At 67.5% G+C, this 25,707-nt stretch carries 23 protein-coding genes and 4 pseudogenes; 15 read left to right on the plus strand and 12 right to left on the minus strand.

Annotated elements, in window-relative coordinates; translation table 11 throughout:
• Nucleotides 1-317: 317 nt before the first annotated feature.
• The 3 genes from ACZ4TG_RS34470 to ACZ4TG_RS34480 all read left to right on the plus strand — a co-directional run bounded on the left by ACZ4TG_RS34470 (nt 318) and on the right by ACZ4TG_RS34480 (nt 3,490).
• Nucleotides 318-1,112, plus strand: a complete 795-nt coding sequence (locus ACZ4TG_RS34470) for an SDR family NAD(P)-dependent oxidoreductase (RefSeq protein WP_468171019.1) — start codon at nt 318-320, stop codon at nt 1,110-1,112.
• A 69-nt stretch (nt 1,113-1,181) separates the two neighbouring features.
• On the plus strand, nt 1,182-2,105 hold the full coding sequence (locus ACZ4TG_RS34475; protein ID WP_468171021.1) for a helix-turn-helix transcriptional regulator: 924 nt from the start codon (nt 1,182-1,184) through the stop codon (nt 2,103-2,105).
• 710 nt (nt 2,106-2,815) lie between these two features.
• Nucleotides 2,816-3,490 (plus strand): DUF1963 domain-containing protein, encoded by a 675-nt coding sequence (locus ACZ4TG_RS34480; RefSeq protein ID WP_468171024.1) that lies wholly within the window; start codon nt 2,816-2,818, stop codon nt 3,488-3,490.
• 653 nt (nt 3,491-4,143) lie between these two features.
• Here the strand turns inward: ACZ4TG_RS34480 and ACZ4TG_RS34485 are convergent.
• A complete protein-coding gene (locus ACZ4TG_RS34485; protein WP_468171027.1) occupies nt 4,144-4,950 on the minus strand; it encodes a hypothetical protein in 807 nt (268 codons plus the stop codon).
• Between the two features lie 247 nt (nt 4,951-5,197).
• On the opposite strand from ACZ4TG_RS34485, the pseudogene ACZ4TG_RS34490 reads away from it, so the two are divergent.
• The 3 genes and pseudogenes from ACZ4TG_RS34490 to ACZ4TG_RS34500 all read left to right on the plus strand — a co-directional run.
• Nucleotides 5,198-5,440 (plus strand): annotated as a pseudogene (locus tag ACZ4TG_RS34490) (transposase); the annotation flags it as partial.
• 11 nt (nt 5,441-5,451) lie between these two features.
• Entirely contained in the window at nt 5,452-6,003 is a 552-nt protein-coding gene (locus tag ACZ4TG_RS34495) for a hypothetical protein (RefSeq protein WP_468171030.1), read from the plus strand.
• Between the two features lie 30 nt (nt 6,004-6,033).
• The gene (locus tag ACZ4TG_RS34500) at nt 6,034-6,861 is read left to right on the plus strand and encodes a hypothetical protein (protein WP_468171033.1); all 828 of its coding nucleotides are present in this window, start codon (nt 6,034-6,036) and stop codon (nt 6,859-6,861) included.
• A 39-nt stretch (nt 6,862-6,900) separates the two neighbouring features.
• Here the strand turns inward: ACZ4TG_RS34500 and ACZ4TG_RS34505 are convergent, their stop codons facing one another.
• Nucleotides 6,901-7,974 carry a helix-turn-helix transcriptional regulator gene (locus ACZ4TG_RS34505; protein WP_468171036.1) on the minus strand — a complete coding sequence of 358 codons (1,074 nt, stop codon included), beginning with the start codon at nt 7,972-7,974 and terminating at the stop codon, nt 6,901-6,903.
• A gap of 96 nt (nt 7,975-8,070) precedes the next feature.
• Between ACZ4TG_RS34505 and ACZ4TG_RS34510 the strand changes: the two genes are divergently transcribed.
• A complete protein-coding gene (locus ACZ4TG_RS34510; RefSeq protein WP_468171039.1) occupies nt 8,071-9,309 on the plus strand; it encodes an FAD-dependent oxidoreductase in 1,239 nt (412 codons plus the stop codon).
• 707 nt (nt 9,310-10,016) lie between these two features.
• On the opposite strand, the gene ACZ4TG_RS34515 is transcribed toward ACZ4TG_RS34510, so the two are convergent.
• Nucleotides 10,017-10,625: a TetR/AcrR family transcriptional regulator gene (locus tag ACZ4TG_RS34515; RefSeq protein ID WP_468171041.1), complete on the minus strand. Its 609-nt coding sequence runs from the start codon at nt 10,623-10,625 to the stop codon at nt 10,017-10,019.
• 234 nt (nt 10,626-10,859) lie between these two features.
• On the opposite strand from ACZ4TG_RS34515, the gene ACZ4TG_RS34520 reads away from it, so the two are divergent.
• Nucleotides 10,860-12,029: an FAD-dependent oxidoreductase gene (locus ACZ4TG_RS34520; protein ID WP_468171044.1), complete on the plus strand. Its 1,170-nt coding sequence runs from the start codon at nt 10,860-10,862 to the stop codon at nt 12,027-12,029.
• Nucleotides 12,030-12,102: 73 nt separating this feature from the next.
• Here ACZ4TG_RS34520 and ACZ4TG_RS34525 read toward each other — a convergent pair whose 3' ends face one another.
• Nucleotides 12,103-12,558 (minus strand): hypothetical protein, encoded by a 456-nt coding sequence (locus ACZ4TG_RS34525; RefSeq protein WP_468171046.1) that lies wholly within the window; start codon nt 12,556-12,558, stop codon nt 12,103-12,105.
• Between the two features lie 193 nt (nt 12,559-12,751).
• Between ACZ4TG_RS34525 and ACZ4TG_RS34530 the strand changes: the two genes are divergently transcribed.
• Entirely contained in the window at nt 12,752-13,591 is an 840-nt protein-coding gene (locus tag ACZ4TG_RS34530) for a hypothetical protein (RefSeq protein WP_468171049.1), read from the plus strand.
• A 73-nt stretch (nt 13,592-13,664) separates the two neighbouring features.
• Here the strand turns inward: ACZ4TG_RS34530 and ACZ4TG_RS34535 are convergent, their stop codons facing one another.
• The 3 genes and pseudogenes from ACZ4TG_RS34535 to ACZ4TG_RS34545 all read right to left on the minus strand — a co-directional run.
• Nucleotides 13,665-13,850 (minus strand): CPXCG motif-containing cysteine-rich protein, encoded by a 186-nt coding sequence (locus ACZ4TG_RS34535; RefSeq protein ID WP_468171052.1) that lies wholly within the window; start codon nt 13,848-13,850, stop codon nt 13,665-13,667.
• Between the two features lie 318 nt (nt 13,851-14,168).
• A pseudogene (locus ACZ4TG_RS34540) lies at nt 14,169-14,312 on the minus strand (transposase); the annotation flags it as partial.
• 479 nt (nt 14,313-14,791) lie between these two features.
• A pseudogene (locus ACZ4TG_RS34545) lies at nt 14,792-15,187 on the minus strand (transposase); the annotation flags it as partial.
• 259 nt (nt 15,188-15,446) lie between these two features.
• Here ACZ4TG_RS34545 and ACZ4TG_RS34550 point away from each other — a divergent pair.
• Nucleotides 15,447-16,502, plus strand: a complete 1,056-nt coding sequence (locus ACZ4TG_RS34550) for an RHS repeat-associated core domain-containing protein (RefSeq protein ID WP_468171055.1) — start codon at nt 15,447-15,449, stop codon at nt 16,500-16,502.
• Between the two features lie 315 nt (nt 16,503-16,817).
• Here ACZ4TG_RS34550 and ACZ4TG_RS34555 read toward each other — a convergent pair whose 3' ends face one another.
• Complete coding sequence (locus ACZ4TG_RS34555) at nt 16,818-16,985, minus strand: hypothetical protein (RefSeq protein ID WP_468171058.1); 168 nt, start codon at nt 16,983-16,985, stop codon at nt 16,818-16,820.
• Between the two features lie 111 nt (nt 16,986-17,096).
• Here ACZ4TG_RS34555 and ACZ4TG_RS34560 point away from each other — a divergent pair.
• From ACZ4TG_RS34560 to ACZ4TG_RS34580, 5 genes and pseudogenes are all read left to right on the plus strand, one after another.
• Nucleotides 17,097-17,255 (plus strand): annotated as a pseudogene (locus tag ACZ4TG_RS34560) (IS5/IS1182 family transposase); the annotation flags it as partial.
• 464 nt (nt 17,256-17,719) lie between these two features.
• Nucleotides 17,720-18,013: a hypothetical protein gene (locus tag ACZ4TG_RS34565; protein WP_468171060.1), complete on the plus strand. Its 294-nt coding sequence runs from the start codon at nt 17,720-17,722 to the stop codon at nt 18,011-18,013.
• Between the two features lie 49 nt (nt 18,014-18,062).
• Nucleotides 18,063-18,866: an ATP-binding cassette domain-containing protein gene (locus ACZ4TG_RS34570; RefSeq protein ID WP_468171063.1), complete on the plus strand. Its 804-nt coding sequence runs from the start codon at nt 18,063-18,065 to the stop codon at nt 18,864-18,866.
• Between the two features lie 5 nt (nt 18,867-18,871).
• Complete coding sequence (locus ACZ4TG_RS34575; RefSeq protein WP_468171066.1) at nt 18,872-20,137, plus strand: DUF7224 domain-containing protein; 1,266 nt, start codon at nt 18,872-18,874, stop codon at nt 20,135-20,137.
• Nucleotides 20,134-20,739: a hypothetical protein gene (locus ACZ4TG_RS34580; RefSeq protein WP_468171069.1), complete on the plus strand. Its 606-nt coding sequence runs from the start codon at nt 20,134-20,136 to the stop codon at nt 20,737-20,739. Before ACZ4TG_RS34575 ends, ACZ4TG_RS34580 begins: the two co-directional genes overlap by 4 nt.
• Before the next feature lie 41 nt (nt 20,740-20,780).
• Here ACZ4TG_RS34580 and ACZ4TG_RS34585 read toward each other — a convergent pair whose 3' ends face one another.
• The 4 genes from ACZ4TG_RS34585 to ACZ4TG_RS34600 all read right to left on the minus strand — a co-directional run bounded on the left by ACZ4TG_RS34585 (nt 20,781) and on the right by ACZ4TG_RS34600 (nt 25,525).
• Nucleotides 20,781-21,002, minus strand: coding sequence for a hypothetical protein (locus ACZ4TG_RS34585; protein WP_468171072.1), 222 nt, complete (start codon nt 21,000-21,002; stop codon nt 20,781-20,783).
• Between the two features lie 1,609 nt (nt 21,003-22,611).
• Nucleotides 22,612-23,715: a hypothetical protein gene (locus ACZ4TG_RS34590; protein WP_468171075.1), complete on the minus strand. Its 1,104-nt coding sequence runs from the start codon at nt 23,713-23,715 to the stop codon at nt 22,612-22,614.
• 339 nt (nt 23,716-24,054) lie between these two features.
• A complete protein-coding gene (locus tag ACZ4TG_RS34595; protein ID WP_468171078.1) occupies nt 24,055-24,705 on the minus strand; it encodes a TnsA-like heteromeric transposase endonuclease subunit in 651 nt (216 codons plus the stop codon).
• 508 nt (nt 24,706-25,213) lie between these two features.
• Entirely contained in the window at nt 25,214-25,525 is a 312-nt protein-coding gene (locus ACZ4TG_RS34600) for a hypothetical protein (protein ID WP_468171081.1), read from the minus strand.
• Nucleotides 25,526-25,707 lie beyond the last annotated feature (182 nt).

A 25,707-nucleotide genomic window follows, 5' to 3' on the forward strand; every position in this document is an offset into this window, starting at 1 on the left:
GGACCGGTCAGCCGCACGTGTGTTTCGGGACGCCGAGCGACTGAGGCAGAGACACGGTCCGCCGGAGCGCCTGATGCCCTCCCTTCCTTCTGGGGAGCTCCCGAAGAGCCGGCGCACGATCCGAACCGCGAGGTGGTGATCGACGTCGGTTCGGTGCGCGGCGAGCGTGATTCCGGGGCCCGGGCGGTGTGTGTCGCATCGTTGGACGTCCAAGGCGGTGGGTGGAGGCTGTCTCGGCCGCCTGCAGAAGGGGGGCCTGGGAGACCCAGGTTGATCTGGGCCTGGTTGGCCCGAAGGCCGGTGGCGAAGCTGTGGCCATGACCGAAAGCAACAGTGATGTGACCGGCTTCCACGACCGTGTCGTCCTGATCACCGGCGGAACCAGCGGAATGGGCCTGGCCACCGCGCGTCTGCTCCTCGAAGCCGGCGCCCATATCGTCATCACCGGCCGCGACGATGCCCGCCTCGACCGCGCAGCCGAACAACTGGACAAAGCGTCCGACCAGGGCGCCCGGCTGCTCACGGTCCGAGCCGACTCCGCCAGCCTCACCGATCTCGACCGCCTGGCCGCCCTGATCCGTGAACGCCACGGACGTCTGGACGGAGTGTTCGCCAATGCCGGGGTCGGAGTGTTCCAGCGCAGTGGCGAGGTCACCGAGCAGGACTTCGATCTCAGCGTCGACGTCAACTTCAAGGGGGTGTTCTTCACGGTCCAGAAGGTTCTGCCGCTGCTCGACGCGGCGGGCGGCGGTTCCATCGTGCTCAACGCCTCGTGGACCCTGCAACGGGGCCTGGCCGTCGCACCGGTGTATGCGGCCACCAAGGCCGCCGTCCACAATCTGGCCCGCACGCTGGGCAGTGATCTCGCCGAGCGCGGCATCCGGGTCAACTCGATCAGCCCGGGCTACATCGTCACCGAGATGTTCGATGCCGCCAACCCGGACCCCGCCTCACACGACGCCATCCGCTCCCAGGTGCCGCTGGGGCGGCTCGGCCAGGCCCAGGACATCGCCGAGACCGTCGCCTTCCTCCTCTCCCCGCGGTCCTCGTACATCACCGCCCAGGACATCGTCGTCGACGGGGGCCTGGTGACCGCCATCCCCGCCTCCTGACGGCCGGCGTGGCTGCCTGGCCCCGGCAGGGCCAGGCAGCCACCCATCACGACCGGCCACAATCGTCGTATGAGCACAGCTACAGCTATCAACCTGGGCGAGTTCCTCCGCTCCCGCCGCTCCCTCCTGCACCCTGAAGACGTTGCCCTGCCTGACTTCGGAGGCCAGCGCCGGGTCGCGGGCCTGCGCCGCGAGGAGATCGCGCAGCTCGCCGGAGTGAGCGTCGACTACTACACCCGGATGGAACAGGGCCGCGTGCCCAACCCCTCGGGCGCGGTACTCGACGCCCTCGCCCGCGCCCTGAGGCTGGACGGGGATGCCACGCGGCACCTGCACCGCCTCGCCCGACCGCAGCCCACCGCACGGCACGTTCCCCGGCACCAGGCCCGGCCGGAACGCGTGCGCCCCATGCTCCAGCGGTTGCTGGACGATCTGGTGGACATGCCGGCCATGGTGATGGGCCGACGCATGGACATACTGGCCTGGAACACAGCAGCGGCCGCCCTCTTCGGCGACTACGCGCCCCTGCACCGGGCCGAGCGCAACATCGCCCGGATCACCTTCCTCGACGAGACGTCCCGGGAACTGTACGCCGACTGGACCTCCTGCGCCCGCGAGAACGTGGCCTACCTCCGCATGGACGCGGGACGGCATCCCGACGACCCCCGGCTGGCGAGCCTGATCGGCGAACTGTCGATGAAGAGCGAGGACTTCCGTCGCTGGTGGGCCGAGCATCCAGTGCAGGACAAGACCTCGGGAACCAAGCGATTCCACCATCCGGTGGTCGGCGATCTGGAACTGGCCTACGAGACCCTGCGCGCAACGGACGACCCCGATCAGGCCTTGATCACATATGCCGCCGAGCGGGGCAGCCCCTCGCACGACGCCCTGCGGATGCTGCTGGCCTGGGCCACCGAGGCTCCCTCACCCATGCCGGACGACGACCGCGCGCTGACCTTCCGGGCAGTCCGGCCCTCCCCGCCGACGATCTGAAGCCGCGTCAGACGCGCCATCGGTTCCTGATGAACCCTGGCAGCCGGCCGCCCCGTTGCTGCCCCTGATGTTCGCCCCCGAGCGCACCGCCGGTGCCATCGTGATCTCCCACCTCGGCTGCGCCCAGCGGGTCCGACTGCCGGCCAGACGATGCCGACCTGGTCCCGCTCCTCGACCAGAATGGGAAGCCGATCACCTTCGCCCGCTGGTACACCGGCTGGCTGCAAAAGGCGGAGCTCACCGCCCGCCAACCAGCTACGAACGTCTGACGCCGGACACCGGCGTGCACGGCACTGCGCCGCCGACACCCTGGGCGTTCTAGTCGGCCCGGGTGGGCAGTGAAGATGGCCCCCTGTTGCTCAGGCGGCTGGCGAGCCTTGGCCGAGCCGGTGGGTGGTCACCCGTCGAAGGGGCGCGTGATCAGGGACAGCAGAGGCTTGTCAGAGGTGTCTGGCAGGGTTCGCCCTGTGAATGATCAGGCGATGGATTCGCGTGCAGCAGCTGGAGCGACACGGCGGACGCCCTCGCGGCCGGTCGACGTGGTGGGACTCGTACCCGGCCTCGCGGCGTGGGCTCAGGACACCGTCCGTCTGCACCCGAGGCAGGGCACGCCGTCGAGCGGGCAGAGTTCCGTGGGAGGACCGTTGCTGTGGCCGGCGGACGAGGCATGGCCGGTGTGCACCGAGCCGCACCAGGACCTCGGAAGGGGAATGCCCAATGACCCGCGGGTGCTGATGGTGCCGGTCGTGCAGGCCTTCCGCGCGGACATGCCGTCCGGCGTGGTCCCCTTCCCCCACGGCAGGGACCTCCTGCAGGTCCTGTGGTGCCCGTTCAATCACGATTTCCCGGCGTCACCGTGGCCCGTGGTCATATGGCGCGACTCCGCAGCCGTAGATGCCGTCCTCCCGACACCGGCACCCGATCCCGAGGCCGACGACTGGCATATTCCGGCGCCGTGTGTGGTCCACCCCGAGCGGGTGACTGAATATCCGTCGTGGGATCTGCCGGAAGACCTGACCGAGGCATGGCGGGAGGACTTCGACCGACTGGAGGATGCCGCCCCGCGGCTGTCGTACGCGAGCCACTTCGCCGAGGCGCCGGGCATCAAACTCGGCGGCTATCCGGCCTGGTTCACCGGGCAGGGATGGGCGGACTGCAAGGCATGCGGCCACCGCATGGACCACCTGCTCACCGTGGCCAGCTGGGAGTACGACGGAGCCTCCTGGCGCACCTGGCTCCCCCTGGAGGACCGTGACGAGGACGGAGTCCGGGCCATCGAAGCCGACCCCACCGGTCTCGACATCGGCAGCGTGGGCTCGGTGTACATCTTTGAGTGCCGGTCCTGCCCGGACCGCCCCTTCACCCACTGGTACGACTCAGACTGAACGACGTGCAGCAGCAGCCGACGCTGCCGTCCCGGCCGAAGCACAACAGCCACGCCCAGAGAACCCGCTGAGCGCAGACGTGGCCAGTGGGGCCAACTGGTGCGCTGCGTCACACTGGTGACACAGGAGAACAGTGGTCACGGCCGTTAGCCGGGGGCCGGCCAGGTGCGTGGTGGTGAGGGTCGCCGTGCGACGAGGCCGTCGCCGACGCCTTCGAGCGCGGGCAGGGCGCAGCGGTCAACAAGGCGCGAGCCGGTTCGTGTGGCGGGGCGACCGTCCATCGGACAGCCGCCCCGTCCGGCGTACCGCGGTGTGTGCCGGAGCCTCGGATCAGGCCGGTACCGGAAGCGCCGGGGGGCGAATGACATCAAGAGGCAGCCGCACCACATTGGCCAGCGGACTCGGTGCTCGGCGTAAGAGTTCGTCGTATCCCACAATCCAGATCGTCTCACTCCGCCGCGCGCCCATCCCCGGCCACTGGCAGTCGGTGACTGACGAAACCCTGCGCGCCACTGACATCTACTCAGCACACGACAGCAACCGCAGGTCAGAGCACATGTGGCTCTGTCCACGAGAATGGGCTCTGGTCCACTTCTTGTGGTGCGGCCATGTGGGGTGAGCAGTGGATGATTCGGAGTGTTTTGGACCTTGAGTCAGAACGGCGGGTCTTCGCTGTAGCGGCCGCCTATCCAGTTGCCGTCCCAAGAAGCGCGTGCAGCTCTCAGGCGGGCATAGTGCTCGCGGGCTGCGATGTCGGACGCGTTCTCCAATCCGCTGGTGTCGTGACCCCATGCCTTCAGCGCGTCCAGGACGCGGTCGCGATGGTGCCGGTCACTGCTGGTGGCCAGTAGACGTCGTGCGTGGCTGGCCAGATCAGCCTGGTGCTGGGTGAGAAGGGGGTGCTCTATGAGGGGAATGGCAGCGATCAGAGCGGCGTGGCGCACGTCCGCGTTGTCATGACCGAGGAGGGCTTGAACAGCGGAGAAGATCGCCGGCCGTGCGTCCCTGAACGCACGCATCTCCGCGAACTCATCGAGACATCCCTCCCCGTAGAGACGTTCGTCAAAGGCAACGCACTCGTCGTCGGCGTCGTAGGCGGTGTCGCCGAGCCAGTCGAGGAGCTGCACGAGGGTCGGGCGGGCCGGGGGTGCCGTGGCATCGTGGCTGTAGTCGCCTGCCGTGATGGCCGGGTGGTCGAGGATCGCCGCGACGAAGAGCGCCACGGGCACGGTGGCCTCGTAGATGCTGTTCTGGTGAGTTACGGGGCCCAGCGCATCCTGGACAGCGGACTCCCTGATGACCGGGTCCGAGCTGGTCAGGAGTGTCAGCGCCGCCGGCAGACATTCACCCGTGCCGCAGGCTGTGGCGAGCGACGCCCAGTTTGTGCTGTCCAGCAGTGTCTGAAAGGGAGGGAGCTCGGCGGGGCGAGGCTGCTCGGTCTGTTTGCGGCTGCGGGTCACAGACTGAGGCTATTGCGTTGATGAGCGGGAGTTGTGTCCGGGGGTCACGTGTAGAGCAGGACGCGCTTGCGGTGTAGTTCGAAGCCTGCGCGGCCGGACATCTGGCGCTTGAGCATCTTGATTCGGTTGACGTGGCCTTCGACGACTCCGGAATTCCACGGCCGCGTGAGTCCGGCGGTGACGGCGTCGAGGTCGCGTTGCAGGTCCCGGGCGAATCGCCGGAGGCTGGGCAGGTCGGCGATGCGACCATCACCGCTGCTGGCTGCGCAAGCGAGGTATTCGGCACCGCATCGCCCGCAAGGGCATCGAGTCTTCGCAGCGGTTGGGCCGTCACCGCTGGGTCATCGAGAGGACCGTCTCCTGGCTCGCCGGCTGCCGTCGACTCCACCGCCGCTACGAACGCAAGGCCGAGCACTTCCTCACCTTCGCCGGGATCGCGGCGACCCTGATCTGCTGCCGCAGGCTGACCAAAGGAGGTGATGCTCACTAGCATCGCCTCTCATGATCACAGTAGTCGTCACCATCGCGCTGGCGTTCGTCGGCTATGTAGCCACCTATCTCAACGGCTTGCGCCTGTCGCAGCGCCAAGAACGCCTCGCTCGCTTGAATCGGCAGCTCAGCGATTTTTACGGACCGCTGTTCGCCCTCACGGAAGCCAACAGCCGCATCTTCGGCGCGTTCATGGAGCGCAACGCTCGTCCTGACGGCAGGTCGCCCTTCGTGCATGAGATACCGCCTTCCGACGAGGAACTCGCCGAGTGGCGGTTGTGGGTCAGGACCGTTTTCCTCCCGAACATTCAGGCGATGCGCGACCTCGTCATCAAGCGCGCTGACCTCTTGAGCGAACCAGAGATGCCGCCGATTCTGCTTCAGCTGTGCGCGCACGTTTCCGGCTATGAGATCACAGCCGCCCGGTGGGAGCAGGGGAGCTATGACCAGCACCTGTCCGTGGTGCCCTTCCCCAGTGAGGAGATAGCCGCATACGCGCGGCACCGGTTCGCGGGCCTGAAGCAGGAGCAGGGCCGTTTGCTCGGGCGCCGGCAGGACAGCTGACCAAGAGAAACGATGTCTTAGGCTCTAGCCGTGGCCGACAATCAAGATCCTTTCACTGTCTGCTATCCCGCCCTCCTGCCGTGGGCGCAGGCTTCCCGGCAGGACGGCCTTCACCGGGCGGTGAGGGCTGCCGTGGAACGATCGCTTGTGGTGCTGTGGGGCCACATGGACCCGGAGAAGCCGGCGACCGACACCGACGTTCATGCGATCGTCGCCGCCCGTGACGCCTATACCCAGGGTTGGTTCGACGCCGTGATCCGCCCTGCCTTCCGCCATCCCCCACACGACTGGGGCCGGCCGCCCTCGCTGGGACCATGGCTGGATGCCTCGCGCAGCCGCGCCCGGGGCAGGTCCTTCCGTCACACCATCTCCGAGCACCTGGACTTCTTCGCCAGATTCGAGTTCCAGTCCACGCTGGACCTGGTGAGGTACGCCGAGCAGGCCGCCAGAACTACAACGGGAACGGCCCAGCAGCGCGCTGCCAAGGTCACTGCGGGGGCCCTGCGGTGGGCGTGGGCCCGGCACACCGACCAGCTCGGCTGGGACGACGCCGAGTGGTACCAGTACATCGAGGTGAACGAGCTGATCGGCTGGACGACGGCAGCGCTGCGCCTTCCCGGGGTGAGGCCGTCCCAAGCTGCCGACCGGGTGGAACAGATCGCCGAGCAGGCCTGGGACGGCTGGTCACCGTGGACGTCGGATGAATTGCCGGCACCATTCATCGCCCAGGCGGCCCAAGCCGTGGCGGACTGTGTGACGACAAGCACGGCTACGTCTACGTCCACGTCCTCCTCGGCACCTCCACCGCAGCCGCCGTCGCCATCCGGCTGCGAACCTGACCGGCCGGACAAGTCCTAGCGGCCCGAGCGCGCGCAGGGCCGTCCAAGATCACCTATGTCACCCAGCCGGGTGGCCGGATTCACCGGTGAAACGATCGTGCGTTGTGGTGGTGCCGCTCAAATGAGAAGGACCGAGGTTCTCGGTGTCGGCAAGAGTGGCCCATCGGCGTGCGAGACGGCGGCATGCGTGGACGAGTTCGGGTGGGTGGAGGTCGGTGAGTTCGGTGTCGAAGGTGGCGAGGATGCCGGCGATGCCGGCCCAGGACCAGGCGCCGAGAGTGAGCCGGCAGTACTCGGTGTCGAGGTGTTCCACGACGGAGCCGCCTGGTGCCCAGCGGGCCACGATGTGAGCGGGCAGGTTGAGCCGGGCGGTGCCGGTGCATTGCCAGACGGCGGGGGTGTCGCCGCGGTCGTGGGTGCTCATCACGAAGTGGGCGAGGTCGGGGTGGGGAAGCGCGCGGGCGGCGAAGCACTGTGTGGTGGGGCGGGGGTGCAGTCGATCGACGCGGCGCACTCGCCATTCGCTGTCGGTGAGGTCGTAGGCGACCAGATACCACCGGGCGGCCCAGACGACCAGGTGGTGTGGCTCAATGCGGTGGGCGGGCAGATAGTCGGGGTCACCGGGTTCGGGGCGTGTGCCGTCGGGACGCAGTGTCTCGGTGACGAGTAGGTGGCGGTGGCGTACCGCGGTTCCGACGGCGGTGAGGGCGGCCGGGTCGATGGGGGGCGCGGGGAACTCCCAATAGTTCTGCAGCCGAGTCAGGCGAAGGGATTCCATGGATGCCCGCAGCGCAGGGGGCATGACCTGGTTCAGAGCCGCCAGTGCCCGCGCCGCGTCGTCCCTTAGGCCGAACATCGTGCTTGGCGCGGTCTGCAGGGCCACCGCGACCGCGAGGGCCTGATCGTGGTCGAACAGCAACGGCGGCAGGGTTCGCCCGGCTCCGAGCCGGTAGCCGCCATCGGGGCCGTGGATGGTAGCGATCGGGTAGTCGAGCGCGCGCAGAGTTTCGATGTCGCGGCGGACAGTGCGTTCGCTGGCCCCGAGCCGGGTGGCGAGCTCGCGCAGCGACCACTGCCGTCCTGATCCGAGCAGAGACAACAGCCGCAACGCCCGGTGTGAGGTGTTCGCCATCGTCCCATCATGACCGGTAGTGGCCACTCGGTGTCCACTACCGGTGTCAGGGTCGGTTCTGTTCAGTGAGCAGCGGCGGAAAGGACGGTGCCGGGTATGCGGGTAGTCGTGGTTGGTGGCGGGATCGGCGGACTTGCATTGGGGGCGGGGCTGCGGCGCCGGGGGTTTGAGGTGGCGGTATTCGACCGAGACACCGATGTGGCGGCGACGGGCGGTTACCACATCACCCTGGATGAGCGGGCGCAGTCGGCGCTGAAGGATCTGGTGGAACCGAAGATCATGCGGCGGCTGCTGGCATCGGGGTCGGCGCTGCGACTGCGCGAGCGCGACGCGTTCTGGGATCGCCGCGGCCGGCTGCTGGGCCACGGGCCGGACCTCAGCGACAGTGCAAGTATCGACGTCGATCGGATCACCCTGCGGATGCTGCTCGCCGAAGCCGTCGGAGATGGCCTGCACTTGGGATGCAACGTGTCCGGCGTCGGCCACGATGACCACGGCGCGCCCCGAGTGCTGTTCACCGACGGGGCGCCGGTCTCAGCGGATCTGGTGGTGGGCGCGGACGGCACCCACTCGGTAGTCGCCCGCCACCTGGCGGGAGGCCCGACCAGCAGTCCGGCGGGCATCATCGGGTTCTCCGGCCGCACCCTCCGGCGAGACCTCAGCCCCGGCGAGCATCAGCGACTTGGGCCACGATCGGGGCTGGCGATCGGCCCGCGCGGAGGAGCTCTCTACGTCGGCTTCCTTGACCCGGTCGGCAACACCGCGCTCGACGCTCCCGAGTTGCGGATGTCGGTCACCACCGGACCCACCTACATCTGGGGCGCCATGTTCCCCGAATCCACCAGCACCGATTCGCTGCGCGACCTGCGTGGCGGCGAGCTACAGGCCGCGCTGGTCGGCCGATTCCGCGAGCGGGGCTGGGCCGAGCACACACTCGAAGTCATCGCCCGGGCCGACCCGCACAGCGTGGCCGGATTCCGCTTCAACGCCGCTTCCACCCGCGCCGAGGATCTCGCGCCCTGGCCCGCGGGTCGTATCACCGCGCTGGGCGACGCTGTCCACGCCACACCGCCCACCGCCGGAATGGGAGCGGGCGCGGCCATCCGCGACGCCGCCAGCCTGATCACGCACGTCAGCGCCGCCGCCGATGGCACCGCCACCCTCACCGACGCCGTGGACCATTTCGAGGCCGGCATGCGCCAGCGCGGCAGCGAAGTCCTCACCCTGGCCATGAAGACCGTCCGGTGGATCCTGGCCACCGACACCACACTCGGCGCCGCAGCCACCGTCGTGAGCACCCCGATTCTGGCCGCAGCCGCCCGGCTGCGTCACTGACGAGCCGCGCGACGCCCATGCCCTGCACTCAGAACAAGGGGTCGTGCACGCGCACGGGCCGGTGGCCGGTGGGTCCAAGCTGGCCATCAGGAACCCGTCTTCGCAGTGACACGCGCTCGCGTCCGGCGCGGCGCGGTGGCGGCCGGCGCCGCGGCCGCGGTGATGTCGCCGGGGAAGGGCCGTCGCCGTCGCAGACCGGACCGCTCGTCCAGCTGGCCGGCGCGGCCGTGCTGTGGTTCGAGCTCGACGGCCTCGACGAGTCAGCGACTGCCAGTGCAGGGCTCGTGCCGGAGCAGGAGCCTGCGAAATGCAGTCACGGCCACGCCATTCCGCCGGGACGCCAGGCCAAGCCGCCTGCGGCGGTAGCGCAGGTACGAGCCCGGACCCCGACACAGACCGCGATCGGCTCCGCCTGCCCGACCGAGAAGGGCCCCCCGACCAGGCCGTCGCACGGCGAATCGCCAAGAGAGGGGAGAAGCATGTCAGTCGGGCGAGTGGCAGTGGTGTATCTGCTCATGGCGGGACTCAGGTGCAGGTCAGCGTGGGGTTCCGATGTTCGTTCTCACTGTCGAGGAAGTGAGAGAACGAGGCCAGTCCACTGTCATCTGGTGAGAGGTGCGCAGGTCGCGCACTGACACGAAAGCGAGGGATCGCAGGCGGCGAGGCGCGTCAGTCATCGTGGGGGCTGGTGCGGCACTTGGTCGCGGTCACCCGTTCCGGCTGGGGTGGATTTCCTGTCGTGCCGCCAGGGGGGTGGTGGCCCAGCCGTGTTCCAGCAGGGCGAACAGGTCGCGCATGGTCCGCGCCGGGTCTTTGCTTGCCCGGGCGATGCTGGGGGCTTCCAGGGTGAAGCGTGCCAGGCCGGTGACGGCGGGGTCTTCCGGGGTGAGCCCGGTGGCTTCGGCGAGTGTGGCGGCCAGTGTGTTCTCGTGGCGCGACCACATGCGCCGGGCGTAGTCCCGCAGTGCGGGGGTGGATTCGACGAGGACGAAAGTGGGGTCGTCGGTCCGTATGGCGGTACGGGCGTGCACCATGTGGTCGCGCAGGGCGTGCAGCACGGGCTGACCGGGGGCTCGGTCGTGAATGGCGGCGACCAGGGCGCTCTCGACGTCCGCGTCCAGGTCGAAGACGAGAGCTTCCTTGCTGGGGAAGTGCTTGAAGAGCGTGCTCAGCGAGACGTCGGCCGCCTCCGCCACTTCGCGTACACCGACGTTGTCGAAGCCGTGCTCGGTGAACAGCCGCACTGCGGCGTCCGCCAGGGCCTGCCTTGTCTGGGCCTTCTTGCGTTCGCGGCGCCCTGTCGTTGTTTCGGCCATGCCCTGACCTTACCTCCTTGTGGCGATTCGATCGACGATGCTATCGGATAGAAAATCGGAGCAGTTGTACTTTTGGAGCTGCTGTGCTTCGGTGTGCGAGTGCACCTGACCGGCACCCAGCTGCCGGACGGGGGCGCGTCCCGACACCGGGAGGACTGATCCGCCATGCCCGAAACAGGGCGTCACCACCAGGCACCAGCACTCTCTTCAACGATCGAACGGAGCGTGACCCTCATGTCCACCACCCCTCGCATCGCGATCGCCGGCGCCGGCCTTGGCGGCCTCGTCTGCGCGCGCGTCCTGCAGCAGCACGGCGTGCCGGTCACGGTCTTCGAGCGTGAGACCGCCCCCCACTCCCGCTCGCAGGGCGGCACTCTCGACATCGACGAAGACACCGGCCAGGCAGCCCTGCGCGCAGCCGGACTGTTCGACCAGTTCCTCGCCCTGTCCCGGCCCGAAGGCCAGGAGTGGCGCCTGTACGACCGCCACGCGACCCTGATACGCCACGACCAGGCCGGCGAGGGCGATCTGAGCAGGCCCGAGATCGACCGCGGCCAGCTGCGCGCGCTTCTGCTGGACTCCCTCACCCCCGGCACGGTCCGCTGGGGCCACTCCGTAAGGGCCGTCACCCCGCTACCTCACGGCACCGCCCGCCTGCACCGCCACGACCGCACTGGCGAGGACTTCGACCTGGTCATCGGAGCCGATGGCGCCTGGTCCCGAGTACGCTCCGCGCTTTCCGACGCCCAACCCTCCTACGCCGGTGTCACGATGGTGGAAGCCCACTTCGAGGACGTCGACCACCGTCACCCCGACATCGCCCACCTGGTCGGTCGAGGCACCATGTCGGCGAAGGCGGGCCGCCGCAGCCTGGTGCTGCAGCGCAACAGCAACGGACACGTCCGCGCCTACGTCACCTTCCGCGGCCCCCAGGACTGGCACGCCGGCCTCGACCTGGCCGACACCGAAGCAGTACGCGCGCGCCTGCTCGCCCAGTACCAGGGCTGGCACGAGCGCCTGCTGGACATCCTGCGCGACAACGAGGGCGGTTTCATCAACCGGCCCATGTTCGTCCTTCCCGTTCCCCACTCCTGGCAGCGTGTCCCCGGCATCACCCTGCTCGGCGACGCTGCCCACCTGATGCCGCCTGTCGGCGTCGGTGCCAACCTCGCCCTGCTCGACGGCGCCGAACTCGCCCAAGCCGTCATTGGCCACTCCACCATCGACGAGGCCCTCGACGCCTACGAAAGCGCCATGCTGCCCCGCGCCACCGACAACGCGAAGACCGCCCAGCAGATGCTCACCACCCTCATGCCTGACACCGACTCCGACGACGCCGCCTTCCCCGACACCCTCTGGCCAGCCAGTCCCCTCCCTGACTCGCGCCCCGCTCACACCCACTGAGCCGGACGCCACCCCCTGCATCTGCCGACGGGACGGCCCGCCGGATGACGCGCGTAGTGGCTCTGTCGCTGAGTTACGCGTTCTGGCATGACCGGCCATTGATGTAGTGCGTGGGCTGGTTCTGTGACCTGCGGGTGTTCAGATTTTTTGGCTGCTGTGTGCCGGTGTGGGTTGCCGGTGCGTTGGGTTGTGGCTGCGGGTTGATGGGCTTGCTGGCTGCTGCCGGGGGTGTTGGTCTGGTGTTGCACTGATCCGCATCGCCAGCCACGCCTGCACGGTTGCCAAGTCCGCGCTGACCGGGATGCGGTCCAGCGAACTGATGGAGCTGACCGTCGGCTGCCGCCGCACCGAGGAGCCCGACGGCACCGGCCTGGTCCGGCACCACCTGGTCAGCAAGGTCGTCAAAGGGCGCCTCTGGGGCGGCGAGGTGGACGAGTGGGTCGTCATCGACGAAGTCGTACGCGTCATCGCCCTGGCCGAGCAGCTCACCGACGCCCTGCCTGGACAGTCGCTGTTCGGCCCATTCCACGGTTTCGAGTCCAAAGGAGCCATGACCTGGTTGGGGAAGTGGGTCGCCTCGCCCGCCGGCCAGGCGGCGCCCAGGCCGTCTTCCACCACGAGTGGAAGAAAGAAAGGAGAAGGAGAAGGTCAGGCGGACCGTCGAGGCATACCGACAGCTCGAACAGGGCCAGCTGCCCGCGGGTCCTGGAGCCGACTCCCTCATGGCAACATTCCGCGCCGTCGAAGGCGAGCTTGCCGAGCAGGAGCCGGGACCAGCGAAGGTCGTCACCGATCGGCAGATCGAACTGCTGCTGAAGAGGAAGGCATCAGTGTTGCACCTGTCCGCGGCGAACTACTGCTGGTTCGAGGACCCAGCGAAGGCCCTGTGTCTCAAGCTCGCCGGCACCCGCTCAGCGGCAGCTCCGCTGACCGGTCTGTGCGACAGCTCCCGCTGCCCGCAGGCCACCCACCATCTCTCTCACCGCTCCGTCTGGCAGACCTCGGCAGACAACGGCGCCGTCCTGCTGGCCAGTCCCCGGATCCCGTCACAGGAGAAGGACCGGCTGCGAGCCGAACACGAGGGTCGATGCGGGTTCTCGAAGAGATCGACACGGCAGCAGCCGGAAAGGCTGGATGACATGGCATTGAGCCCGCAGCGGCGCGACCAGGTCGAACGGCGCGTCCGCGCGGCCATCGACCGGCTGCTGGCTGGGCAGATCCCGCCCGGCGGCGCCTGCGACGTAAAGACGCTCGCCCGTGAGGCGGGCATCTCCCGCGCATCCCTCTACCGGACCTGGGGCCACCTCAAGGACGAGTTCGAGAAGCGAAGGGCAGCCGCCTGGGCGGCGGGCCGGCAGCCCGACCCACGCGAGGCCCGCATCGCACGGTTGCGTGACCTCAACCAGCGGATCACCGGCAAACTCGCCCGCACCCACAGCGAACTCACCCGACTCAAGGAGCGTCACCAGCTCCTCCTGTCGGTCCTGGCCGCCAAGGACGACGAAGTCCAGAGGCTTCGCCGCCAGCTCAGTACGCCCGTCGCGGTCCCCGATCAAAGGTAGGGGGACGACGCCACGGGCGTCGTCCCCCTACCCCGCCGCTGATGTCACACCAGCATGATCAGCAGAGCTGCGCTCAGTCGTTCTCGCCATACACCTCAAGCATGAACTCGTCGCCGTGGACCTGGACCACGAAGCGAGTGGGCTTCGCGCAGAGCTGGCAGTCCTCGATGTATTCCTGATCGCCATCCCACAGGTCGACCGTTATATCGATCTCTTGCTCGCAGTAGGGACAGTTATAGATTGAAAATTTGAACGCCATTGCAACCTCCGCAGTAGTTGTGCCACTTCGTTGAACAGCTTGCTGTCCCGGGCCCCGGATGATCTTAGGATCGAGACCGGCGCAGACAAACCCACCGCAGGTAGTCATCCAGCCTCGCAGCCACGGCGAAGAAGGCGCGGGTCACAGCCGACACGGCCAAGCCCGCCGCCAGACCAGGCAAGGACATCTGCAGCGGCAGAACGACCCAGACCAACGTCAGCCTCACGGCCATCACCAGGTGGTACTGGGCAACATGGCGCAGGCACGAACGCCAGCCCCGCCGAGGGCTGACACAGCCGGCGATCTCTGCCTCCGTCGGCGCCGCGGAGCACCGGTCCGCACCCGCCAACGGATCCCGTCGATCAACCGCCGTCGGCACACCGACGGCCTGCCCAACACCGCGACCGGCAACAACGGCCCCAGCACCGCCCACTGGTCATCTGAAAGATCCCCTCGCCCCACACCGAAATCATCACGGCACGAGGCGAGACCCGGACCCCAGTTCTAAAACACGGCCTAGTCGGCGGTGCGGCGCCGGGTCTCCGCAATGTGGATGTTGATGTAGCGGACGAGTATCAGCGGGTCCTGGGGGTCGTCGGCCTTGAAGGTGATGCGGCGCAGGAGGCCGACTCCGTTGAGTACGACGCCCTCGCGGGAGAGGATGAAGACGAGGGTGAGAACGCTGACCGGGCGTTGCCGTCGTCGAAGGGATGAAAGAAGCAGACGTCGAGACAGGCACGTGCGGCGCGGGCGGCCAGCCCGAGAGGTCGGCCGACGTCGGATGCGCTCTCGGCCAGGCATGTATCGAAGCGGGCACGTGTGTCCGGTCCGATGCCGTAGCGCTCCCGGCCTCCTTTGGCGAAGGCGGGCAAGGCGCGGAACCGTGGCGGCTGCGGGGTGCCCAGGAGGTGCTGCTGCCAACTGCTGGGCAGTGCGAAGTCGGCGTAGAGCGAGAGGATCCGGTCGTTGAACCCCGCGAGCCGGCGGGCGTTCTTCGGAACCAGACGCGGCTCGAAGTCGCCGTTGCGGTCCCGCGGCGCCGCCAAAGTGACCGCACCGGCATCGGTCAGAACCGTCTTGGGCGAGGTGCCGTTGCGGGAGTTGCCCGACCCGTGACCTGCAAGGTCTCCAGGCTCATAGCCGAGGTGTTCGCTCATCTCGGCTTCCAGAGCGCGCTCCAGAACAGCCTTGGTGATCTCTGTCAGCAGCCCGCCCTCACCGAGCAGGGCCGCCCCCGATGCGTCGGCCTCGTCGAGCAATCGCGCGACGACCTCATCGACGATCGCGTCGCCGGCCACCGACGCGGCCGCTTCTTCGGGAACTCGGCTGGTACACATCGGGGGAAGCATGGGGGGAGACGTAGGGGGAATCAAAGGGGGAGACATAGGGGGGACATGGGGGGAAGCGGGGATGGCGGTCCGGTGTGTGTTTGCACTGGTCAAACCCCGGTTTTAGGCCGGTGACTAGCCAGACTTTCTATAGGGGTGTGGGTGGTGGATGGGAGTGAGGTGGGGTTGGGGTGCTGGATCGGGGTGGGTTGGAGCGGGGGGTTTGCTTTCTGTGTAGTGGGTTTGGGAAGGGCCGTGAGGGGCGGGTATGCGGCAACCGGCTGACGCAGGTCGCGACCTCGGGGGTGGCAAGACGTACACCTACACCTACACCTACGACGTGCGCGGCAACCGCAAGACGTCCTCCGACGGCAGTGCCACCCAGACCCTGGCCTACGACGCCGCCAACCAGATCACCACCCCGGGCTACACCCACGACGGGCAGGGCAACCTCACCACCACCCCCAACCTGTCCGCGGTCACCTTCGACGCGGCCGGCCGCATGGCCACCGCCAAGACCGCCAACGGCACCGGCAGTTACACCTACGCTGGCACCAACGCCAACGAGCTCGTCCACCAGAGCACCGACAAGGGCGAGAGCGTCGACCACGTCCACGGCCGCACCGACCAGTACGGCGTCCCCGTCATCGAACAGGTCGAGCTCGCCACCGGCACCGCCTACATCGAGCACGACCCCACCACCGGCCAGCCCCTCGCCCTGCGCACCACCAACGGCTACGAGGCGTACTACATCATCGACGGCCTCGGAAGCCCGGGGCAGTTCATCAACCAGTCCACCGTCCAGTCCGGCGTCTACGAATACGACCCCTACGGTGCCGCCCAGACCGTGAAGTCCGGCACTGCGGCCACCGAGAACCCCTACCGGTTCGTCGGCGGCACCTACGACCGCACCACCGGCTACCTCAAGTACGGCCAGCGCTGGTACGACCCCACCACCGGCCGCTTCACCACCCAAGACCCCTTGACCTTCCTCGCCGACCCGGCCCAGGGCAACCGCTACGCCTACGCCGGCGCCGACCCCATCAACAACATCAACCCCACCGGGCGCTCCATCATCGACACCCTGCTGCTGGCGAAGGACCTCATAGAGCTGGGAACCGACGCGGCGAACGGCGACGGCGAAGCCCTGGAAAGAGACCTCGTGGGCACCGCAGCCGGCCTCGTCACCGAAGTCGCCTGCATGTTTGGCGCGGGGCTGCTCGGAGCCGCCACGGCAGGAGTGGGCGGCGCGATCGTCTCCGGCGGCTGCGCCGTTGTCGGCTCCTACGTGGGAGACCAAGCAAAACACGCATACATGAACTGAGGCCCCAGAGCCTCCATCGGACAACGTGAAAGGAAGGCCCCGATGGACCTTGCCGCCCTCTGGTTCCCCAGTGGACCCACTGGAACCATCCTGGTAATCGTGGCTCTCATAGCGATAGGTGTCGGAATCTACATGGGCAGAAGGGGCAGATAGCCCCCGGATGGGGCTCCCCATTGATACTTCCGACCAGACAGCGGGGCGCCTCACGCAGAGGCGCCCCTGCGGTCTTCCGGGGGAAGTTCGGCCGAGCAGGATTCACGCTGCTGCGGGAGAGGGGGCTGCTGGCCTGAGCCGACCGGGCGACTTGCGGTCGCTTCAGGAGAGCGAAGCCGGCCGCGCGACGAGGGCTCGCTCGACCTCGTCCACGGGCGGCGCCCCGTCCGGGCGGACGGTGACCGTGCCGTCCGCGGCAGTGACCAGTCGGCCGTCCTGCTCCATCCAGGTCACCACCGTGCTCACCACCTGCCCCAGCCCGCCAGCCACGAAGCCATCTCCAACAGGGACAGTTCGTGCGCCAGTACGCCGCGACCAGCAGCACGCGGTCCTCTAGAGGTTGTCCCGTAACCCGTGTGTCGGTTGCTGCGTTGCCTGGGCATGGGTGGGGTGATCTCAGCGGATGATCTGAAGTGGATCGAGTCGTTCTCAGGGCTGACCGAGGTGCAGTTCGCAAGTCTGGTGGCGTTGGTGCGGCGCCGTGGCGGCGATGTTCAGCGCGGCGGCCGTGCGGTCTGGATGGCCAGCGTTGATAGGCGCCGCATCGGCTGGTGGTCCTGAACTCACCTCATGAACCTTGCAAAACCCAGGGTTGGCTTCTGGTCATTTCCGCAGGCGGCCGGTCCGACTGCTTCGTGTCCCGCTGGGCTGTGTGGTTCCGTTCCGCTCCACGTCCCTCGGCAGGCTGTTGGAGCTCGGCTCCCATGTGGGTCTCCCTCCGCTTAGGCCTGCTGTGCCGCGGGGTCCGGCATCCGTTCCCGGCGCGGCGGAGTTGGCTGGCACTGGATATATGCACCCGCAGCGCGCCCGGACGTACGTACGATCGCGGCGTTCGCATTCATCGGACCCACTCGGATAGCGCTCCGGCGCACCCGGAGGCTGGCCTGAGGGGAGGAGACCACATGAACACGATGCGCAAGGTTGCCGCGATTGCGGTAGGTAGTGCCACGCTGCTCACTCTCGGGGCGACGCAGGCCCAGGCGGAGGGATCTCGGGGCAGCTACATGTCCAGCTGGGGTCGCGGCCACGAGTCGAACCGCTGGTACGACAACAACTACGACTCCCTGGTCACCGGCGTTCAGTTCTCGAACTGCGTAACGGACAGCTCGTTCAACTCGGCGACCATCGGTCTCTACCAGGACATCAGTGCCGCCCCCGACCGCGGATACGGCAACCGGACGAAGTACTGCAACTACTCGTCGTGGACACGTCCGGGCAAGGGGTCGTTCTACTTCAAGCTGAACGACTTCAGCGGCGGCTCGGTTCTCTCGGTGAACCCCGTGAACATCAACTGGTAATCGCTCCTGCTTGGGTCCCGGCGGAACGATTGCCGGGACCCAAGCGTCCATGAGCCTGACCACCTCAGTGCTGAAGCACAGCCTCTGGCAGATTGAGCACAACCACATGACACTGCGTTTGAACGGGATCGGGTTCCGCTACACACGGAACACCCCAGTCTTCGACGGGTTCAACCTGACAATCTCCAGCCCTGCCACCGTCCTTCTTGGGCCCAACGGCGCCGGAAAGTCGACGCTGATGGGGATTGCCGCAACCCACCTCAAGGCGGAGAGAGGGAACGTCTTCTGGCAGGACAAGACGCCGGCCGGCAAGCGAGACACGGTCGCCTACGTGCGTGCCGTGGCGTGGCTGCCTCAGGAGATCGTGGCCATTCCCGGACTGACGGTGCGCGAGCAGGTCGCGTATATGGGCTGGCTCAAGGGAATGTCGCGCTCTGCCGCCTGGGACTCCTCCCGGCAAGCTCTGGAACGAGTGAGGCTGACCGATCTCGCGGACCGCCGCAGCCACCAGCTCTCAGGCGGCCAGAAGCGGCGGATGGGACTGGCCGGAGCCCTCACCCACCAGAGCGAGCTCATCCTGATGGACGAGCCCACCGCTGGCCTCGACCCGACTCAACGCAAAAACTTCCGGAGTCTGCTCGACACCCTCCGCGGCGACGTGCACATCGTGGTCTCCACGCACCAGACCGAGGACCTCGCCGACTCCTACTCCGAAGTCGTCGTACTCGACCGCGGTACGGTGCGCTTTCAGGGAGCCACCGGCGAATTCCACGCCCTCGCTGGCGACACCACGGGTGGACCACGTGAACGCGCCGAAGCGGCCTACGCCCAGCTCGTCCGCGGGGAGGTGTAGGAAAGATGCGTCTGCGAACTCTCCTGCGGTCCTCCGCGGCCGTCTACGTCGTGCCCTTCCTCATCCTCTTCATCAGCACGGCCATCGCGCGGGACCTGACAGCGTTCACCACGGCCTACTACTGGCCCTCCGCCACGGGCAGATCACTGCACGCCCTGCCGTTCATCTGTACCATCTGCGCTGGCCTGGCAGCCTGGGAAGGCTCCCGGCTGACACGAGGCAACGTCTTCGGCCAGACTGCTGCCCGCAGCCCGCTCGCCATCGCGACGCCGGTCCTGGCACCCGTCGCACTCGGAGGCCTCCTCACCTACACGACAGCTCTCGCCCAATCGGCGAGTTCGGCCGATACGGGTGTGGGCATGCCGGACCCGCTGATCCTGCTCGTCGCCGTCCTCATGATCACCATGAACACCCTGCTGGGATTCTGCGCAGGACTGCAGTGGCAGGCCGTCATCTCCGTGCCCGTGGTCTTGGTCGCCGCCTTCTTCCTCAACGCCTACCCCGCGTCATGGTCCATCGTGTGGCTGCGCCACCTGGTCGGCACGGGGCTGGCGGACTGCTGCTCTGTCGACCAGGTCGTGGACATCCGCGCACTGTGGCCGGCGGTGCTGTTCGCCGGCGGCGTCATCGCCGCCTGCGTAGTCGGCATCACCCGACGCAAGTCCCCGCGCACAATCCGTACAATCACGGCCATTGTGCTCACCTGCACCGGCCTCGCCGTCGCCACCGCCATTCCGGTCCCGGTCACCCCCGTGGCCGACCGTCCCACAGAAGAACTGCGCTGCGAAGAAGCCTCCGGCATCCGAGTATGTCTGTGGCCCGAGGTCCGCAACCAGGACAAGATCAGGCCCACCGTCGCCGCAGTCCGCCAGAAACTCACCGAAGCCGGAATCCAGGTTCCCACGGTGTTCACGATGGCAGCCACGCCCCACCAGGGCGAAGCCAAGCTCGGCGTCGACACCAAGCCCCGCGGCGCAGATGTACTGGCCGGTGTGGCCCTCAGTGTGATGCCCGCCGTGCCCTCCTGCGCCAACAACGGCCCTTACCCCGCCGCGACAGCTCAACCTTCGACGGCCGCCTGGCTTCTCCTCACCGCCGGCGTACCCGCCGAGGCTCTCCGCGACCGCTTCGACCCCGCCACCGTCGACCTCGTCAGTCGTATCCGCACTCTGCCCGCCGAGGACCAGCGTTCCTGGTACCAGTTCAATCACCAGGCCATGCAGGGCTGCTCCGCTCAGCCCCAGCTCACACCGGCGGCCCTGGCCTCATGATCTGGTGGAGCAAAGCCCGTGCGGCACAACGCCTCGCCGCGGTCACAGCACTCACCATCGGCCTGGGGCTGCTGTTGGGTGACACCGCGCTGCCCATCCCAATCCTTACCGGTCAGTCCGGTACCTTCCTCGCGGGGCACCTCCTGACGGTCCTGCCTGCCGTCATGCTCATGTACGGGAAGGAACGCACCGACCACCGTCTGGAGGCCACCGCAGCCCGCCCGGTCAACCGGTGGGACGCTGGCCTGGCAGCCCTGAGCGCGACAGCGGCCACAGCAGTAGCCGGTCTGCTCTACCTGCTCCTGGGTGCGGACATAGCCGTCATCACAGGCCGAAACATCACCGCCTACATAGGCATCGCGGCCTGTACCTGCGCCTTCTTCGGTCCTCGAATCGCGGCATTTTTCACAACGGCACTCCCCCTTGGCCTCGCGCACACCGGGTGGACACCAGCAGGAAAGGCCGAAATTTGGGCGTGGCTCCTGCACGACGCTGATTCGGCGACGGCCATAGCTTCTACTGTGATCACCCTGATTGCAGGACTCTTCAGTCTCTGGCTACGCAAGGGGCCCATCAGTTTGAAGATCATGCGCCCTCGCTGAAATGCCGAAGTGCAGGGGCTGCGGCGGCCCCTGCACTTCGATCACCAGTATATATAGACAGGAGTGGCTTTGAATGCCTCGCCGTCGCGGAAATCATCCACCTTGAAATAGTACGAACCGGCCGCCACGTCGCCCCATTCCGAACGGCCACAGTAGTTAGTTTTGGCTCCATAGCTCCGGTCCGGAGCGGCACTGATATCGCGCCAGAGAGACAACGACACCCAGTTGAAGCGGGCGCCGGTTTCGCAGTTGTGCAGGACCACGGCAGTACTCCACGTGTCGCTGCTATTGTCGTACCAGCGATTCGATTCCTTACCCGGCTGCCACCAAGATATGTAGCTAGTGCGCGAATTCTCGGCTTGCGCAGGTAATGCACCGACCCCCACAAGCAGCACCCCACCCAGAATTCAGGCTGCCGCTATTGTTTTCTTCACGTTTCCCTCCGTAGGTTCAGATCTCACCCGGGGTTGTAGATCCACTTCACGGCGGCCGCCCCGGCGGACGACAGACTCGACCGTCCCCAGCACCCATGCCAGCACCGGCCGGAAGTGCACGTTTTTGGTGTGACGCCACATTAGATCGCCGCAACGAGGGCAGTCGGGCCCGGCGGTTTTCGCACCGGGCCCGATCACGCCGATTTACCAGGTGATGTAGACCGGATTGGCGGTAAGTCGCGACCCACCGCTGAAGTCGGCCAGCTTGAAGTAGTACGACCCTGCCGCCGGGCGACCCCAGTACGAGGTGCCGCAATAGTTGGTCCTGTTTCCCATGTTCTTGTCCGGGCTCCAGCTGATGTCCTGATAAAGGCTCAGTGTCGCCGAGCTGAAGGAGCTGTCGGTGTAGCAACCTGACAGACTTATCGAAGTTTCAACCGTCCCCGCGGTGCTGTCATACCAGCGACTCGACTCATGCCCACGTTCCCACCCTCCGATGTACGTGGTCCTCGATCCTTCCGCTTGCGCTGGCGAAACTCCTAGCGCAAGCAGCGTCGCACCACCCAGAACCATGACACCGACCTTGCGTATCGCGTTCACACTTCCCCTCCCTGGCGACGCCTCCCGTACTGGGAGCCCGTCAGCACGGTTCAGCAAATACGGAACGCCATGATCGTACGTATGATCGGGCAAAATCGAGCCCCGTAAACGGAGGCAGGCTCTTGAGGTGGCACTCATCGAAGTGAGCGCTTAGATGGCCAGAGCGGAACGGGTGCGACAAAACTCCTTTTCGCGGGTCTTGGAAGAGCCGCTCAGCAAGGTGTGGGTCAAATGTGGCCCAAACTCGCCCTCGCCACCGGATGCCCCGGGATCAAGGTCCTGGACCTGCCGGGTGGGACTGCTCGGCAGAGGTGCCTGCGCGTTGCGTTGGTTCGTGCGGTCTGTGTGCGTTTTGCGGCGTGAGTGTGTGGGCCGGCCGGTTGGGCTGGGCTCGCCGCCGGCACCGGCACCGGCATCGGCTGCCGCGCCTGGGGCTCCCGGGGTGGTTTCGCCTGGGCGGGAGTCTGCGACGTTGCTGACGCCTGTGTCCGCGGTGTGTGCGCGGTGTAGGAGTTCGTCGAGGTGGCGGGCGAGTTGTTCCTCGTGTTCGGCTCGGCCTTCGCGCTGTTTGACCGCGCTGCGGATGTGTCGTCAGGTGGTGTCGGGTGTACGGCCTGGATATCAGCCCTTGGTGGATCCAGGGGACCGGTTCCCAGCCGTGGGGGAGTCTGACCCAGCATTGCCACGGCTCGTAGGGGTTGTGGTGGACCTCCTACTTGCGGTCCGTCGCTGTGGGGTGGTGGGGGTGTGCGTTGAGTGTGGGCCCGTGGTAGGTGCGGTGCTCGATCCGGATGCCCTCGTCGCCGATCGCGCACCGCCTGGAGGGCAGCAGCTCGATTCAGTCGGCTGCGGTCAGCGGGACGGGTACGTGGCCGGTGATACCGACGAGCGCGGCCCACATCTCGTTGGGCGTGAGTGCCAGGCGGGGCATGAGGGGGTGCCGTAGCCGCTCGTGGCGGCGTTCCTGCCACCCGCAGACGACCCAATCGTCGAGGAGGTCCTGGAGCTGGGGCAGCGTCCAGCACGCCTCGTCCTCCACGTTGCTGCCGCGTGCGTCGAGGCTGTTGCCGGTGTATCCGGCGACGTATTGCGCGAGCAGGGTGCCGATCGCTCCGAAGCCCCGCTCTACCTGTCCTTTGGCGTGCTCGGACGCGGGCGGGCACGGCTGGACGGAAATCCCGAGGTGCTCGGCGGCGGCGAGGAAGCAGCGGGAGACGAACACCTTGCACTGGTCGATGACGACAGTCGTCGGCCGGATCACCGGTCTGGCGGCCGCGCCCTGCATGCGGGCGTCGATGGAGGCGAGCCGCTGGTGGGGGATGACGGAGGCGGCCATGGACAGGTACTGGGGCCAGTTAGGGCGCATCGGCTGCGGCACCAGCGTCTGCGCGAGGAGCACGGCCGCGTCCACCGCCATGGTCAGCTCCGGCCGGCGCGCCTGCCCGTCCTCGCACACGGCCATGACGTCCAGCAGCGTGCTGTCCATCATCACCAGCTCACCGGGCGCCATCGCGTGCGTCGGTGTGAACACCGGCACGGGCCGAGAGGCCCTGCGCCGCTCCCCGGCTGCGGTCAGTGCCAGCCCATGCTGCTCGGCGACGGCCCGCGCCAGCCGGTTGAACGTGGCCGCGGGCGGCACCGCCACGCACTCGGGGCCGTGGGTGTCCTGCAGCAGCCAGGCCACCTGCCTCCGTAGCCGGCTCAGCGTCCCACTCGATCGTCCTCGCTGCTCTGTCAGCGCCCCGGTGATCGCGGCGACCACCCGCGGATCGGCCTGTCCGAACACCGACCGCTCCCGCTTCCTACGGCCGTCGACGAGCCCCCACACTCCTTCCTCGCGGTAGCGGGCCCGCATCCTGCGCACCGTGGCCACACTGACCGCCTGGCCGGCCGCTGTCAGCTCGGCGGCCTTGGCCGCCTCCCGCTCGGCGAGCGAGTGCACGGCCGGGTCGTACCCGGGCCGGGGCGGCCAGTCCTGGCGAGGGCCGACGTGCCCGGTCTCGACTTCCAGGATGTGCCGCTCCCAGGCCAGGGCTTTCTCCCGGACTTCGGGGCCGAGCCCGTCCAGCGGGCTATGGACAGGTACTCGCCGGCGTGCGGAGTGGGGTGGTCCAGGACTTCGAACTCCGGAGCTCCGAGGACCTGGGTGAGCAGCAGCACCCGCAGTCGGCGTCTTTCTCAGCGAGCAGCCGGCAGCGAGGCCCGTCGAGACCGGCCAGGACATGGACCTGGTCCTCGAACTGGATCCGGTCGCCGACCTTGACGATGTCAACCGCCCGCTTCACCGCCTTGCTCCCGGGAGCCGCCCGGCAGTGCTGGCGGTCACGAGGGTTTCCTCGTTCAGGGGACGGTCCCAGTCCATGGTCAGCAGGCCGTGCCACAGCTGGTGGTAGACGGCAGGGAGCGTCGCGATCGGGTCCCCTAGCCGGAGCGCGCCCGTGCCCAGCGTGGTGGGTTCGGGGAATGCCCGCCGCAGCCGGGCGGCGGAGATCCCGACGGAGCACCGGGGATGCCGGTAGCCCGACAGCCACCGTGTGTTGGCCGTGACCACCGGATCCGCGGCAACCGCGAACCGGTGCTCCCAGCCTGCTTCCCGAGCACACGCTTCAACTACCCGGGCCCGGCCTGCGAGTTGCTTGGAGGGGCCGCCGCGCCCGGGGCAGTCCACAAGGTGTGTCGAGCCGTCGGCCAGAGCCACGGCAAGGTCAGGGGCGTGGGTGACAAGCCTTCCGTGCTCTTCCCACACGAACTCCACCGGTCGGCATGCGATGCCCACCACCTGCGGATTCCGGTCGAGCAGCATGACCGCGTCCCGCATCGCCGCGCTCCCGTATCCGATCAGACGGCCGGTGGTCTCTGACCACCACCATCCCGGAGCCAGCAGCCGTCCGCGCCGTACGGGGAAGCCGCGTACGGCGCCTTCGGCAGGCAAGGCCGCGGGCAGGCCGGCTTCTCCTTCAGTGGAGAACGGGCCGTCCTATCTGAGCAATGCGCAGGTACGACGAGCCACACGATGGGGTGAAGAACTGCCAGAGCATCCCGAAGTCTCCTTCAGGCTCTGCTAAGTCCGAAGTGGCACCGTATGCCTGTCGGGGACGACGTGCGCGTCGCCGTCTACGAACCGCGGGCGGGGCTGGACTGTGCAGGTTGGTTGAGTACTGCGCAGGTTCGCTGATCCACGACACCGACAACGGCGATGCCCGGCCCGGGCGGAGCCTTCGGCTGCGACACCGCAGGTGATTGTCGCTGGGGCGCTGCGGTAGTTGTCGCCGCGGGCGGGTAGTCGTTGTTGCTGGTCAGGGGCGGGTGTGTTCCTGGTGGTGACATTTTGATGCGGTGTGTTCGGTGTCATCGGTGTGCGTTGTCGCTGGACAACGGGGTGCGGTGTCTATGGGGTGTTGCCGGCGTTGGTGGTCGTGGGCGGCTGTTGTTGTCCGGTTTCAGAACCCCGCCATCGACTTGTCGAGTACCCCGCCTGTCGCGCCGTAGAGGCTGCACTTTGCGGTGTGTCCGGATCTTCTTCGGAGTGTGAAGCCGAGCAGGAAGAAGGCGAGGAAGAGCCCTCCTTCGACCGCGGCGACGACTGGGTTGTAGATGAAGTAGACGAAGGCGGTGATTCCCGTCCAGACCACGATGGGCAGCATGGATCCCCGGAGAACTGTGCCGAAGCTGACGGGCGCCAATCCGTCCGGCAGTACCCGTTCGTTCCACAGTTCGATGTGGTGGCGCGTCACGCAGTGCTCGTCAGTCATGCCCTGATCAGATCACTCCCGCGTTGCTCGGCGTGGTGGTCAGTCAGAAACCGGGCTGGCAGGGGCGCGTGAGCTGGGCCCGTGAGTGGTTGTGCTTGTACCGCAGGCCACCGGCCGTTGTCTCCGGTTCACGTCTTTTGGGTCTATGGCCCGTTTTCTGGCGGTGTCATGGAGATGAGCCG

This window comes from Streptomyces sp. NPDC028314 (genome assembly GCF_055565795.1).

Excerpts from the sequence above, each read along its gene's own strand:
- ACZ4TG_RS34600 (WP_468171081.1), bottom strand. The coding sequence starts at position 25,525 with ATGACTGACGAGCACTGCGTGACGCGCCACCACATCGAACTGTGGAAC.
- ACZ4TG_RS34505 (WP_468171036.1), bottom strand. The coding sequence starts at position 7,974 with ATGGCGAACACCTCACACCGGGCGTTGCGGCTGTTGTCTCTGCTCGGA.
- ACZ4TG_RS34495 (WP_468171030.1), top strand. The coding sequence starts at position 5,452 with ATGATCACAGTAGTCGTCACCATCGCGCTGGCGTTCGTCGGCTATGTA.
- ACZ4TG_RS34530 (WP_468171049.1), top strand. The coding sequence starts at position 12,752 with ATGGCAACATTCCGCGCCGTCGAAGGCGAGCTTGCCGAGCAGGAGCCG.
- ACZ4TG_RS34480 (WP_468171024.1), top strand. The coding sequence starts at position 2,816 with ATGCCCAATGACCCGCGGGTGCTGATGGTGCCGGTCGTGCAGGCCTTC.
- ACZ4TG_RS34475 (WP_468171021.1), top strand. The coding sequence starts at position 1,182 with ATGAGCACAGCTACAGCTATCAACCTGGGCGAGTTCCTCCGCTCCCGC.
- ACZ4TG_RS34470 (WP_468171019.1), top strand. The coding sequence starts at position 318 with ATGACCGAAAGCAACAGTGATGTGACCGGCTTCCACGACCGTGTCGTC.
- ACZ4TG_RS34535 (WP_468171052.1), bottom strand. The coding sequence starts at position 13,850 with ATGGCGTTCAAATTTTCAATCTATAACTGTCCCTACTGCGAGCAAGAG.
- ACZ4TG_RS34565 (WP_468171060.1), top strand. The coding sequence starts at position 17,720 with ATGTCCAGCTGGGGTCGCGGCCACGAGTCGAACCGCTGGTACGACAAC.
- ACZ4TG_RS34550 (WP_468171055.1), top strand. The coding sequence starts at position 15,447 with ATGCGGCAACCGGCTGACGCAGGTCGCGACCTCGGGGGTGGCAAGACG.
- ACZ4TG_RS34520 (WP_468171044.1), top strand. The coding sequence starts at position 10,860 with ATGTCCACCACCCCTCGCATCGCGATCGCCGGCGCCGGCCTTGGCGGC.
- ACZ4TG_RS34510 (WP_468171039.1), top strand. The coding sequence starts at position 8,071 with ATGCGGGTAGTCGTGGTTGGTGGCGGGATCGGCGGACTTGCATTGGGG.
- ACZ4TG_RS34575 (WP_468171066.1), top strand. The coding sequence starts at position 18,872 with ATGCGTCTGCGAACTCTCCTGCGGTCCTCCGCGGCCGTCTACGTCGTG.
- ACZ4TG_RS34580 (WP_468171069.1), top strand. The coding sequence starts at position 20,134 with ATGATCTGGTGGAGCAAAGCCCGTGCGGCACAACGCCTCGCCGCGGTC.
- ACZ4TG_RS34515 (WP_468171041.1), bottom strand. The coding sequence starts at position 10,625 with ATGGCCGAAACAACGACAGGGCGCCGCGAACGCAAGAAGGCCCAGACA.
- ACZ4TG_RS34570 (WP_468171063.1), top strand. The coding sequence starts at position 18,063 with ATGAGCCTGACCACCTCAGTGCTGAAGCACAGCCTCTGGCAGATTGAG.